At 28.7% G+C, this 13,815-nt stretch carries 14 protein-coding genes; 11 read left to right on the top strand and 3 right to left on the bottom strand.

Annotated features, from left to right (window positions below):
* From QZU75_RS11685 to QZU75_RS11665, 5 genes are all read left to right on the top strand, one after another.
* On the top strand, nt 1-349 hold a 349-nt coding region (locus QZU75_RS11685; protein ID WP_296883936.1), incomplete at its 5' end, for a hypothetical protein.
* A 3-nt stretch (nt 350-352) separates the two neighbouring features.
* The gene (locus tag QZU75_RS11680; RefSeq protein ID WP_296883935.1) at nt 353-1,330 is read left to right on the top strand and encodes a hypothetical protein; all 978 of its coding nucleotides are present in this window, start codon (nt 353-355) and stop codon (nt 1,328-1,330) included.
* An 8-nt stretch (nt 1,331-1,338) separates the two neighbouring features.
* Nucleotides 1,339-1,620: a transcriptional regulator gene (locus tag QZU75_RS11675; protein WP_296883934.1), complete on the top strand. Its 282-nt coding sequence runs from the start codon at nt 1,339-1,341 to the stop codon at nt 1,618-1,620.
* A gap of 83 nt (nt 1,621-1,703) precedes the next feature.
* Nucleotides 1,704-2,663 (top strand): HEPN domain-containing protein, encoded by a 960-nt coding sequence (locus QZU75_RS11670; protein ID WP_296883933.1) that lies wholly within the window; start codon nt 1,704-1,706, stop codon nt 2,661-2,663.
* Nucleotides 2,664-2,741: 78 nt separating this feature from the next.
* Nucleotides 2,742-6,137, top strand: coding sequence for a lipopolysaccharide assembly protein LapB (locus tag QZU75_RS11665; protein WP_296883932.1), 3,396 nt, complete (start codon nt 2,742-2,744; stop codon nt 6,135-6,137).
* 87 nt (nt 6,138-6,224) lie between these two features.
* On the opposite strand, the gene QZU75_RS11660 is transcribed toward QZU75_RS11665, so the two are convergent.
* Complete coding sequence (locus tag QZU75_RS11660; protein ID WP_296883931.1) at nt 6,225-6,941, bottom strand: helix-turn-helix domain-containing protein; 717 nt, start codon at nt 6,939-6,941, stop codon at nt 6,225-6,227.
* A 130-nt stretch (nt 6,942-7,071) separates the two neighbouring features.
* Nucleotides 7,072-7,236 carry an AbrB/MazE/SpoVT family DNA-binding domain-containing protein gene (locus QZU75_RS11655; RefSeq protein ID WP_296883930.1) on the bottom strand — a complete coding sequence of 55 codons (165 nt, stop codon included), beginning with the start codon at nt 7,234-7,236 and terminating at the stop codon, nt 7,072-7,074.
* A gap of 167 nt (nt 7,237-7,403) precedes the next feature.
* Between QZU75_RS11655 and QZU75_RS11650 the strand changes: the two genes are divergently transcribed.
* On the top strand, nt 7,404-8,720 hold the full coding sequence (locus QZU75_RS11650) for a DNA cytosine methyltransferase (RefSeq protein WP_296883929.1): 1,317 nt from the start codon (nt 7,404-7,406) through the stop codon (nt 8,718-8,720).
* Here QZU75_RS11650 and QZU75_RS11645 read toward each other — a convergent pair.
* Nucleotides 8,710-9,900 carry an MvaI/BcnI family restriction endonuclease gene (locus tag QZU75_RS11645; protein WP_296883928.1) on the bottom strand — a complete coding sequence of 397 codons (1,191 nt, stop codon included), beginning with the start codon at nt 9,898-9,900 and terminating at the stop codon, nt 8,710-8,712. The two genes, QZU75_RS11650 and QZU75_RS11645, sit on opposite strands and share 11 nt — an antisense overlap.
* A gap of 113 nt (nt 9,901-10,013) precedes the next feature.
* Between QZU75_RS11645 and QZU75_RS11640 the strand changes: the two genes are divergently transcribed.
* From QZU75_RS11640 to QZU75_RS11620, 5 genes are all read left to right on the top strand, one after another.
* On the top strand, nt 10,014-10,190 hold the full coding sequence (locus QZU75_RS11640; protein WP_296883927.1) for a hypothetical protein: 177 nt from the start codon (nt 10,014-10,016) through the stop codon (nt 10,188-10,190).
* An 83-nt stretch (nt 10,191-10,273) separates the two neighbouring features.
* Entirely contained in the window at nt 10,274-10,876 is a 603-nt protein-coding gene (locus tag QZU75_RS11635) for a hypothetical protein (RefSeq protein WP_296883926.1), read from the top strand.
* A gap of 313 nt (nt 10,877-11,189) precedes the next feature.
* On the top strand, nt 11,190-12,521 hold the full coding sequence (locus tag QZU75_RS11630) for a hypothetical protein (protein WP_296883924.1): 1,332 nt from the start codon (nt 11,190-11,192) through the stop codon (nt 12,519-12,521).
* 10 nt (nt 12,522-12,531) lie between these two features.
* Nucleotides 12,532-13,005 carry a hypothetical protein gene (locus QZU75_RS11625; protein WP_296883923.1) on the top strand — a complete coding sequence of 158 codons (474 nt, stop codon included), beginning with the start codon at nt 12,532-12,534 and terminating at the stop codon, nt 13,003-13,005.
* A complete protein-coding gene (locus QZU75_RS11620) occupies nt 13,002-13,532 on the top strand; it encodes a hypothetical protein (protein WP_296883921.1) in 531 nt (176 codons plus the stop codon). The genes QZU75_RS11625 and QZU75_RS11620 overlap by 4 nt, the downstream gene beginning before the upstream one ends.
* Nucleotides 13,533-13,815 lie beyond the last annotated feature (283 nt).

Genomic DNA, 13,815 nt, shown 5'->3' with positions numbered 1-13,815 from the left:
AAAATCATTAAGCCATTACAGGGATACAAAGATTCTGGAACTGGGAGCATATCCCGGCAAGAAAGGATTGAAATATTCAACATCCGACCATGTAGTAAGGGATGTTAATGTGGCAACAGGACAATTGACTTTGGATTCACAGATGTATTATTTTGACTTGTATTATGATAACGGATATGTTAAAGCAACAATAAGACATGGAAGTACAAATGATTTCACATATGAAGCAGATATAAGCGATAAGATAACATTCGATACTTTCTATCCGGCAATAATGATTTATGATGCTGGAGGACATATTCAATGGGAAAGCATAAGCGTCGAACCATGGACACATGAGGAGGAATAAATAATGCCAGATACAGAATGGATTGCACTTGGAAGAGTAGTTGGAGATACAGGAGAAAAAGGAGACACTGGTGATGCATTCACATATGGTGATTTCACACCAGAACAATTAGCTGGTTTGAAAGGCGAAACCGGGGACACCGGACCGGCAGGACCTAAAGGTGATTCAGGTGAAAAAGGAGATAAGGGCGATACTGGTGCGAAAGGTGATACAGGAAACAAAGGCGAGACTGGAGCAACTGGAGAAAAAGGAGAAACTGGAGCTAAGGGAGATACTGGAGACACAGGACCTGCTGGAGATACTGGCCCGGCCGGGGCGACTGGCGACACCGGAGCTACTGGTGTGGGTACTACTATTAAAGGTTCGTATAATACTTACCAGAAACTGATAAATGCACATCCGGCCGGTAATGCTGGCGATAGCTATTTGGTAAACGGCTCTCTTTATGTCTGGCTTGATAATGCTTGGGAAAACGTAGGAAACATAAAGGGAGACAAAGGAGATACTGGAGATACTGGGCCGCAAGGTGTTAAAGGTGATACTGGAAACACAGGGGAAACGGGAGCTACTGGTGCAACAGGTGCAACTGGACCTAAAGGGGATACTGGAGATGCGGGGGCTACAGGTATTGGTAGTGATGAGGAAGCGGGTTGGAAATTGCCAGTCGATGAAATAAGAACAACAAACACCCTACCTTCAGGCGTTAGTGCAGGTTATCGTGTAGCTATTGTTACCAGTTCTGTTATGGTCATTAAAGAGTATAACGGAAATTCATGGGATACAGAATCACTTGATTCATATTCAGTGATACCATTAAAACATTCAGGAAGCATTCAAATGTACTTGGCAAAATCAACAGGACCTGTATACATGGGAGTCGATTATGGTGTCTTTGGAAAATTCCGCTTCATGACACAGGCAGCATATGATGCATTAAGTGGCTATGATAATGATACAATTTATTTTGTAAGAAGTTCATAAGTGATAGTATGGAATTGTCAGATGAATTGTTAATAGAGATTAGCTATGTGCAAATCTCCAAATACAGGACAAAAACAATGAAAACACTGAATGGTAATGTTAAAATACCAAGTGCAATTGCCAGAGATTCGGGGATAAGGACAAATCACATTTCAAAAGTATTATCTGAGCTGAAAGCGCATGAACTGGTTGAATGTATCAATCCTGAAGTCAAAAAAGGCAGATTGTATAGGTTGACTGATAAAGGAGAGAAAGTAACTGAAAATTTAAATGATTCTGATGAAATTTAATTTAAGTATTCTTTAATGGTTATTTCTCCTTTATTTTTAAACCACATATGTAAATTTATCTTAGATAAGGGTTGTGATAGGATTTGAAAGAAGAATATGGTTTAAATATTGTATTTAATATGAAAACGTATGCACAATTAAATTTAGAAGAAGGAAATTCATATGAATTTGAAATTAATGATTATACTTTTAAATTAACAAATCTTGAAAATAGTGATGCATATTCAATGATTATTAAACCGATTGATAATAAAGAACATGCAGAATCAATATTAAATAAGTTTAAAATAGCATTGATAATGTTTGTATTAGAATATAACTTTGCAACTATTGAAATTGATGAAGAAATAAAAGATGCAAATATACTTGATGAACCAAGATATGTTGAAGATGATTGGTTAGTTTCTGGTGATTTTGATTTAGACAGAACTATGATGTTTCCTTTAATTCCAAATTTAGTTCAGTTTACTTCAGGTCAGCTTTCTTTCACTAATTTATTAAATATTGAGAATTTAGTCTATAATATTGAAAAAACGGATGAACTAAATATTGATTGCATTATTAATGATGAGAAATTAATTCTTGCTTTAGAAATATATTCCAAATTATCACAATATCATTTTAAAGCACAATTTTTAGATTTAATTACAATTTTAGAAATTTTAAAACCAAAATATCAAATTTCTAATAACTCAATGAAACATTTAGATATGATTAAAAAATACATTAAAAAACTTAGGGATGACGATAGTGAAAAGAATAGTGAAGAGTATGATGAACTTAACAGATATTTGAGTTCAATGAATTTTTGGGATGAAAAATCAATTAATAAATCATTAAAGATATATGTCAATGAAAATAGAGTGAGTTTTGGAGATTATGGAAATATTGAAACAAGATTAAAAGATGCTTATGACATTAGAAGTAAATTAATCCATAATGGGAAAATAAGTGATGAAAAAGAGTTTTATGAAAAATATCAATTTTTAAAAGATTTTGTAAAAGAATTATTATTGGATAGGATTAATGACTATAAGAATTAATTTCAATAAAGAACAATATTTTAAAAATTAGTAATATGAATTGATTATTATTTTCAAATTTAGTAAATGAGGTATATAATGTCTTCATGGAAAATACCTGTGCCTAATGATGGAAAACATTTTGAAAATTTGTGTTGTGAATTGTGGAAAAGAATTTGGAAAACAGATAATGTAAAACCTTATCTACGTCAAGGTTATTCTCAAAATGGCGTGGATTTATATTATCAATCAGATGAAGGGATTCATGCAATCCAATGTAAATGTGTTAAAAAATTAACTGTAAAACAAATTTCTAAAGAAATTAATTTGGCTAAATCATTTAAACCTAAATTAAAATCATACACTATAGCTACAACTGTTGAAAGCAATGATAAGTTAACTAATCATGTTTTAATCGAATCAGAAAAATCAGATTTTCAAATTAATATAGTTTTTTGGCAGGAAATTTTGTCAGAATTAAAAAAGAGCTCTAATTCAGATATATTAAAAGATTATTATCCAGAAATTTATCGTGATGAAGTACATATATTAAATATTATTAATGATGCAAATTCACATTTTCAAAACGAAGATTTCACAGAGTTAGAAATAATTTTGAATACATTAAGAGAGTTTTGTTTTGATTTTAATAAAGATGCAAGATATGATTTCCATATTCTTGATGGAAAATTTAATTTATTATGTGGCAAACATAAAGAGGCAGGATCATGTTTTCTTGAGGCATATGAGTTTTCTGAAGAAAATATGGATTCTAAATATTTTAAAGCATTGGGTTTATTTTATACTGGTCATAGAGATGATGCAAGGAACTTATGTAATGAAATTCTAGAATCAGATAATTTAAATGAAAATGCTTATTCACTTTTAATATTAATCGATAAGGATATAGTTATTCCTGATGATTTAAAAAATTCTTCAAGAATATTATATAATAAAGCATTAGTCAAATACAGAGAAAATGATTATGGTGAGGCATATAATCTATTAAAGAGTTGTGACTTAGAAAATAAATGTTTTAAACTTATTACTTGTGCTACAACTAGATTTATTTTATTACAAAAAGATGAAAATTATCCTTTAAATATTCATATGGAAGATAAGATAAAACTTAAAAAAATTGAATGTATATTTCAACGAGCCATAGATAAATTGTCAGATACCATTTTAAAATATCATAAGGATTCCTTCTATAATTTATTATCTCTTAATTCTTTAACTAACAATTGGGATTTATTGGATAAGAATATTCAACGAGGATTGAAATTAGGTTTTGATGATGATGACTTTATCTACCATAGGGCTAATTTTTTAAGTGTTAATGAAGAATATGATGATGCAATTGATTTAATAAGAGAAAATGTTAAAGAAGATATTAGATTCAGTAGATTATATGCTAAAATTTTATATGATAAAAAAGATACGGAATCATTAATAGAATTTTTGGAAAATTTAGTACATTCTCTTGATAAAAATTCCACTGATTTTATTTTTTGTGTTGATATGCTATTAGAATCTTATTTAAAACAGGATTCATCAGATAAAGCTATTGGTTTAGCGAAAACTATCAAAAATGATTTTTATCAATATTTTTTCAAAGCTAATGTCTGTAATTCGCATAGTGAAAAAATCAAATTATTGAATGAATGTTTAAATGATATTGGTTATGCACCACTCATATTTAAACTGAATTTAGCAAAGCTTTTTACTGGAGAAAACGAATTTAAAACTGCTATTTTGATTTATGAAGATTATCTGAATATTTCTGAATATTCTCCATTTTTAGAAGATTTAATATATTGTTATTATAATGAAATGGAATATAAAAAAGTAATTCTAATATGTGAAAGTTTCATAGAAAAGGGAGAGTTTTTTAGATTTCTATTTGAATTTGAAATTAAATGTTATACTAAAATTAATGATTTTGATAAAGTCTTGGAATTAATAAATCTTTATTGCACGAAACATGAAAAAACTTATTTCATGGAATTTTTAGAAGCTAGAATAAATCTTATTCAAGAAAATTATGAAGATTTAGATTCATTTTTAAATAAATCTGTCGATTTTAGAAAATTAGGTTGGAGTTTATCAAAAGAATTTTACAATTTATTTTATTTGAGGTGCACAGCTTCTCCAAAATTGTTAGAATTTTTATTTGAAATCAGAGAAATATATAAAAATCATGTTTATGCTCATGAATGGTTTTTAATTGAAATGTTAAGATTAAATCTAGATTTTATTAAGCCATTGAAAGTTGATTATGATATGGGAGTATTAATAGATATCGATGGTAATGAAAAATGGATATATGTAACTGATAATCTTGAGTACAATTTGAATATTAACCAATTTAATTATATTGATTACTTAATTGATTTTAAAATAGGGGATGAAATAAAATTAAAAAATGGTTTTAATATAATTATTTTAGATATATTAAATAAATATCACTATGCCTTTCAAAGAAGTCATTCATTATTAACTGTTAGTGAAACAGCAAATGTGCACTCATTTAAATCGAATGATATTGAAGAATTGATTAAAACAATTTCTAAATATGCTTCAAATCGTTCTAAATTATTTGAAAACCTTAAAGAAACATATAACAAAAAGCAAATTCCATTTGCATTCTTTTCAAAATTTTCGGGTTTAGATATTATTGATATTTATTTTTATTTAAAGACATTAGGGTTAAAATCTTTTGCATATAATGAAAATTTGAATTCAAATAAAAAATTAGTGTTTGATATTTCATCTTTCATCACAGCTTATCTTTTAGATATATTAGATTTAATTAAAGACAATTATAATATTGCTACATCATATTCTGTACTATTAATTTTAAAAGAGATAATGACAGGTCTGGAATCAAATGTAGGTCGTGAATCATTTAGTATGGTTGAGGATAATGGAGAAAATTTCATTGTGGATAATAATTATGAATATAAATATAACTTAGTTAAGACTTTAGTGGATTTTATTGAGGTCCATTGTGATTTAATTCCATCATATAATCTATTTGAAATAAATGACAAACAAAAAGTCATTATTAAGACATTAGACGAATCTTATGTTAATGATGTTGTATTAATTGCTATGGATGGAAATACTTTAATTTCTGATGATTTGTCTCTAAAGTTGTTTGTATCCGAGCCGTTTGATATTGAATCCTGTGGTTCTTTAACGTTAATTCAAGATATGTTATCTAAAACGATTATTAGTTTAGATATGTATAATAAATTGATTTCTCAATTGTTTTTATTAAACTTTAATAATGTTCCTTTAACTTCTGAAATAATTTATGAGTCTATAAAAAATGAAGAATATGATGTGATATTTAAGTTTTTAATTAATTATTACAAATATCCAAAGAAGAATTTTGAATTAATCTCTAATGAGCTAATTAGAAAATTGGATAGAAGTAATGTCATTGAAAATATTTTTATTAAGTTGATTAGTAATACTTTAAGAATTTAACTTAATAAAAAAATTAACAAATTTAATATTGGATTTAGATGGATTAGTATTAATCTGTATTCTAGAAGTATGGTGCTATGTACTTGATTAATCAATATCTTCAATATTTAATCCTTGTTCTATATATTTTATTTTTCGTCTTTCTAAGTCTTTAACTGTTTTAAAAAATGAAGGATTTAAAAAATTGAATGCTTGATTTAATACAGTATTATATGAAGATAATATTTTTAATTCTTCTAATTCATTTCTTAGCGTTAAAGCAGTGATTCTATAACGATTAATACTTTTTCTTTTATTAAAAATATCTTGTAAGTCATCATATTCGCATCTAGTCGTGCTTGAATTTTTTCTACAGAAAATATCAGTTCTTTTATATTCTGTAGATTCTTTAATAGGTAAAAATGGAATATATTCTGGTGTAAACTCAATTTTGATAATTTTAAAGGATTTATTTTTTAGATTATCCCATTCATCCCTTTCATTATAGTCAATTTGATAAATCTCATAACTTAATTCATGAGGTAAATATTTTGCCAATTGCTTTTTCATATCTGTTGTATCGGTATTGCTTTCAAGTCCACATGGTTTAAGTCCATTTTCAGTTTCTTTTACACCTAATATAATTATGCCTCCATTTGTATTGGCCATTCCAATAATGTGTTTTGCTAGAATATAGTCTTTAATTTCAATTTCTTTAAATTCAAAATCATCATATTCAGTAGTTAAATTATTTAACGAATCTTTTAATGTAACTCTATTGGGATCATCAAATAATTTAGCAAAATTTTCTTTAATACCCTTCATAATATTCACCTTATAAACTTATATCAATAATTAAGTAAATCACAAATTGTAAATTTTTTCATATTTCTTTTTTGTTACATGAATCAAAAATATTCATCTTATGTTAATTTATAGATAATTTTTATTTTCTTCATTTAATTATTTTCAACTCTAATGTTTCCTTTTCAGTATCAAGAATCCATTCTAATTTGTCTCCAGATTCAATATTCAATGCTTTTACATATGTTTTTGGTATTGTTGTAATCAGGGAAATTTCACCTTGATTTCTAATTTTTGTTGTTTCTTCAATATTCATATTTAAGTGTATATAATTTATCTTAAATAACATTTTTGCATTGTTTAAGTAGTTAAATAAATAACATTTAAATAACATTAGGAACATATAGTTACTCAAGTCATGTAAAAAACATAATTTTATATGAATTAATTTTGATAAATAAAAATATATTTGAGGTGACATGGATGCCATATGCTATTGATTTATTTTCTGGTGCAGGAGGGATGAGTGAAGGAATTATTCAAGCGGGATTCCATATTTTATTCTCTAGTGATATTAACGAAGCTGTGCAGAAAACATATGTAAATAGGCATAAACAATTAGGTTTAATACAAGGAGTTAATACTCATTTTGAATTAGCTGATATAAAAGATTTAACAGGTGATTCAATAAGAAATTCAATAGCTAGCCTTGAAATTTTTAAAAATAAAGAGATTCCTCATATTGATGCCATATTTGGAGGACCTCCTTGTCAAGGTTTTAGTAGGGCAGGTAGAAGAGATCCTAATGACCCTAGAAACAAATTATTTAAAGAATATGTTCGTGTAATTGATGAAGTCAAACCAGATTATGTTGTTTTAGAAAATGTTGCAGGATTCTGTGATATGAAACTTTATGACTTTGAAGGTTTACAAGGGCATAAATATGATGATCAAGTTATTCCAGATATTCTTAAAGAAGAATTGGATTTGATTGGATATGATATTTTAGAACCAAGAATTCTTAATGCTGCTGATTATGGAGTTCCTCAAAGAAGAAATAGAATTATCATAATAGCATTTAAAAAGGGTATGAAACCCCCAAGCTATCCTAAACCAACACATAATAAAGATAATATTGTTTCACTTCAAGATGCAATTGGTGATCTTATTGGTAATCAAAAAATAAAAGAAGAGGTTAATCCTGATTTAACACAATATCAATTAGATTCAATTAATGGTAGAACACCCAATGTTAATGGGAAACCTATTGCTTCTAGAATGATATTAAATAATGATTTATCTAGACATTTGCAGTTGATAAAAGAAAGATTTTCTTTATTTGAAGAAGGTGAAACAGGAACTAATTTAAGAAATAGAATCCTGACTGAAGGAATTGATTTATCTGATAAACATACATTGTTAAATCATTTAGTTAATAATTCCAACTATACAAAGGATGAAATTATTACTAAATTTAAAAATGCTGATGTCGATGACAAATTAGTTGATAGTTTATTAACTAAAAAGAATATGAGGCACAGATTAAATAGAAACGAACCTTCAGCCACTATTGTTACAATTCCTGATGATTATATTTCTCCATTTGAAAATAGAACTTTGACTGTTCGTGAATCTGCAAGACTCCAGTCTTTTGATGATAGTTTTGAATTTTTAGGTAAAAGAACTACTGGTGGAAAAAGAAGACGTGTGGAAGTACCTCAATACTCCCAAGTAGGCAACGCTGTCCCACCATTATTAGCTAAAGCTGTGGCTTGTGAAATTTTAAAAGTTATTGAATAGTTAAATCATATTCTTTAGGTTCAGGGAATAATTTATTCAAATCTTTTTTATTTAATCTAAGTGCAAATTGCCTCCAATAAGGACTTCCATTTGGTTTAAAATGCATTCCAATGGATAATCTAATTGTGTTATTCATTATTAGTAATGTTAATAAATGTGTATTTGGATTTTTTGTATGAATGATTTTGTTATATTTAAAATGTTCTATATTATTAATATATTTTGATTCTGCTTCAATCCAAAAAGTTTCTTTATGTTTTTCTTCAAGAGAGTCTTTTAATTCATTTAAATCCCATTCAATTACTTCACCATTTCTTGTATGAACAACCATTAATTTTGTTTCATCATCATCAATATCTAAAAATAATTCTTGCGTATTTGGTTTGCCATAAAAAATATCACAATATAATTGCACTCTATTTTTTTCTTCTCTATAATATCCATAGTTATTCAAAACATCTGTTGTAGATTTGCAAGGACTATTTTCCCAGTCAGGACGTTTATTAAAAAGTTGAACATTTCGTGTATCTGTATAAGTTTCACGAGTAGCTTTTAATTCTATTCCTTTGTAATCTGGTTTGGCTTGTGAATTTGGTGGAATGCCAAGTTCATGTTCTAATGTCATACCTACACCAGTGTCTCCAGATACAACTGTAGGTATAAATCCTTTATTATGAATATCCTTGATTTTATTATATAATTCATGAGCTATGGACTGCTTTTCTTGTGATAATTTCAATAATTCTTGATATACATATCCTTTTTCGGATAATGATTCTTTAATGGTTTCATCTGTTAAATTAATGATATACAATTGTTTTTTATCAGTAGCTAATGCAATAAAACTGTTTGCATCACAATAAGTTTTGATTCCTCTAAACCATATTCTCGGATCTCCTTTTTTGGTTTTTGGACGATATAGTGAAGTTACTAATTCAACTGTCGTATCATGTAAAATCATTTTAGTGGGTAATTCCACACCATGTTCTTTTTGTCCTTGCCCTTGTGTTTCATAATCGTGTAACTTATTTTTTCTTAAAAAGTTTCTAACAGGTATAGTGGCATCAATAATACCTTTTGTATATCCTGTTTCTGTAATGTATAAAAAGGACATGTCTAAGTTAAGTTCAGAAAACAAAGGTAAATATTCTTGTAAATCTGCCCAATTTTCTTTGTTCATATTAATCACAACTTTAGTTTTATGTTGTAATATTTCCCAATAATCAAAAATAATAATTAATGTACATTAGATACATAAAATATTAAATGTACATTCAAGCATAATTATAAAACATGACAGAGAAGATTGTTAAAGTTAGAGGAAGGCATGGAACAAAATCTTTAGATATAACAATACCTGCGGAATTAAGTGAAAAATTTGATATAAATGCAGGAGATTTATTTAAAGTTAAAATCATAAAAGATAATGACATATTAACTATAAATTATCAATTAATTTATAAAAATTAATTTCATAAAAAAATAGTATGTATTAAAGAAATAATAAAAATAATTAATTGTTTCTAAATAGAATGAAGATTTTTTTTGATATTATGAGAAATATAAAAAATGAATTTAATAATGTTATAAAAGGTATTTTAGTTTCTTTAATATCTAACATATTACTTGATTTATATAAACATGAGTTTAGCATTTCAAAAATTAATTTTGATAGTTTAATTTCAACATTTGTAGAATTTTGGTGGTTAGTTTTAATAATTTTTATTTTAGCATTATTAAGATTTAAAATGAAAGAAAAACCACATAAAATAAACTATCATCATCGTCATGCTGATTTTGTGGGTAGATGCCCTATTTCACATGATGGTGGACTTTGGGAGGTTGTTGTTGAAGAAATTAATCCATTAATTACTTATAATACTGGTGAATCTAATATTCATTATTATATCGATAAGTTGCGGTGTACTAATAAACTAAATAATGGAGAGCCGTGTTTAAGTGAATTATATCTTATTGATATTGGATTTTGTTATTTAGAGAAATGTGACAATTGTTCTTTTAAAAGATTAACATTAAAAAGTCATGAGAAAGAAATATCTGAAATATTGACTAAAATTGATGCTTTGATTATAAGAAAAAGTATTAAGGACTGTGATGAATTATTAGATGTATTGTGCAATGAAAAAAAGTTATAAGTTGCTAAATGATTTTTTAATGTATTCAAAGAGATTTTTATTTTTAAAAATATCATTATTGTGTATAACTAATAGTATGTTGTTTTTCAATAAGAATAAGTCATTTTAATTTCATAATTCTCATTAACAGTATAATTTTGATTTATTCCTTTGTTATACTAATTTTAATCGTTGTTATCATGTGTTACGGATAATATGGGGTTTACTAAATTTTTAAAAAAGTAGCTATTATATATAAATATTTATATATTATAAGTAATAAATTAAATAATAAATTAAGTAATATTTAAGATTTAAGTGGAGGACATAAATAATGCCAGATTCAATTATTTTACTTGAAGAGAGAAAAGAGGTCACAACTTTCTTATTGGACGAAGGTACAATTACTGCAACCACCGTAACTACTCCTACTGGAGAAACTCCGGGATATGAGTATGCAGGAAATAAAATCAAGGTCGATGATGCTGTCACATTATCAGCCAATTCAGATATCGGAAAACCTACAGTTAAAAAATATACTGCAGCTGAAGGCGAAATCATTTTGGGCATTGCAGTCAACGATCCGGTCACAATGACTGGAGGTAAAAGAAAAACCGCAATATTAGTATTGGGACATTTATTCAGATTAAAATTAGCTAGTGGATTATCCAACATTAACGTTAAAGATAGAATAGCTTTAACAAGCACTGGAGCTATAAAATCTGATGACGGCGAATATATTGCAATGCATCCAGTAGCCAGCTCAGACGAAGCTCAAACTATTACTGATGAATCAGCTAAAAGATTAAGGCTAGCCAGACTCTTTCCAAAACAGGAAATTAAAGAGAACTCTGATTATTATACTTACTTCAGACAAAACATCAATTTGGATGAGGCCATAAAACGTGGCCTTCTCGGTGAAGCAAAAGATTTGGCACCTGGAGCATCCCTGCAGGAACTCAATATCAGAAAACCTGTAACCGACACCATCAGCATTGATACTGTCGGAGGAGTCCTAAACGTTAATAAGGATGTCTTTGACAGTGACAGAATCTCTTTTGAAGACTTATTAGCAGATGTGGCAACACTTATCGCAAATAAAATCGAATACAATATCTACGACACCATTGTCAGTTCAGCAAAGGTTCCAAAATACAATACCACACAAACCGAAGACACAATGGAAGCTTTCGGACAGTTTGTTATCAAAGCACAGGAAGCATTCAAAGGAAGTTCAGGCGCCGGTGCAGACTTAACAATAATGGTTGAATCCTATAGGACATTAAGTTACATCAAACAATTGGCTTACATCTCAAATAAGTCAGTACAGCCAATAGAAGAGATTCAGGCTTATTATGGTGTTGACAACATTGACTTTTTAGGAACAACCCATGCAGACGGTGGATCAATGCTCGGCGAAAAGGATTATATTGCATTCGATATCAGAAATGCCCCATTAACAGTATTGTATTCCAAATCTTCAGGAACAACTGTTGCGCCTATTACATCTGATCCGGAAATTGCTGACTTTTATCCAATCATTGAAATCATGAGAAAGGACATCTATGATGAATTGCCTCAGTATACAAAATTATTCATACAATCCAAGGTTGGTGTTTTATTAAACAAACCACATCTTGCATTAACAGGAAAATGCAGGCCATAAGGTGATATTAATGTTGACAAAAGGAAATGATGCTAAAGTTCAAGATGAAGTGATGGCGCAGATTGTTGCAGACACTTCAGCCAAATGGATGAAATTCACAAGATTAATTCCAAAGCAGGAAATTGAGGAAAACTCCCAATATTATACTTATATGTCTCAGAGAGTCAATATTGATGAGATAATTGACAAAGGACAATTGGGTGAGGCTAAAGACATTGCTCCTGATGCTACTTTACAGGAATTAAACGTAAGAAAGCCTGTCAGTGACACTGTATCCATTGACACTATAGGAGGAGTTCTAAATGTCTCAGCACAGATGCTTGATTCCAACTTAATCAGCGTTCACGATATGCTTCAGGACGTTGGAATACTTATCGGAAGAAGTATTGAGCAAGCAGCTATTAACATGATTTTAAACAACTCTAAAGTGGCAACATACAACTATACTGCAGGTGATGACAGTGGCAAGCAGCTATTAACATGATTTTAAACAACTCTAAAGTGGCAACATACAACTATACTGCAGGTGATGACAGTGGAGTTACCATTTTAAAAGCTCAGGAGAAATTCAAGGAATCCGCTGGAAGCTTCTGTAACCTCAACAGCATGGCAGTCAATTACAAGTCATTGACCACATTAAAATCAGACATGTTCGCTAACAACAGACAGGTTGAACCTGTTGAAGCTATTAAATCATATTATGGTGTTGACAATATTGATCTTTTAGGAACAGCAGTCTGTGACGGTGGATCTGAAATAGCTGAAAAAACCTACATCGGTATGGACTATCAAAATCCCGGAATGAAATTATTATACTCCAGAATAAGTGGTACTACCGTTGCTCCTTTAGGACCTGACGGGGACGTATATGATTTCTATCCGTTAATCGAATTCATGAGAAAGGACATCCGTGATGAACTGCCGATGTATACAAAGTTATTCATACTTACCTCCGTAGGTGTGTTAATGAATGCACCTAACAGAATCATCAAAGGTAAATTCAGAGCATAAAATCATATTTAATCTCCTAAAGAAAAATGTTAGTGAAGTTTTAATTGCTTTTTCTTCACTAACTTCTTCTGCTATTGTTAACTCCTAAACAGTTAATATGTAAAAATAGCTATATTATATAATAGAGGCTATAAAAATGAAACTAATCCTAGACACTGAAAATTCACATCCGACAACAATAACAGTCAAAGGAAAAGAAATAAAACTACTTTTAATCGAATCAAGCATACTGATTGATTCAACACAAATAGCCAAAATTTTTGATAAAAAGGAAAAGACCGTA

This window comes from uncultured Methanobrevibacter sp. (assembly GCF_902764455.1).
Classification (GTDB): Archaea; Methanobacteriota; Methanobacteria; order Methanobacteriales; family Methanobacteriaceae; genus Methanocatella.
Note: the sequence above shows the minus strand (reverse complement) of the source record. Positions and strands in the feature narration are given on the sequence as shown.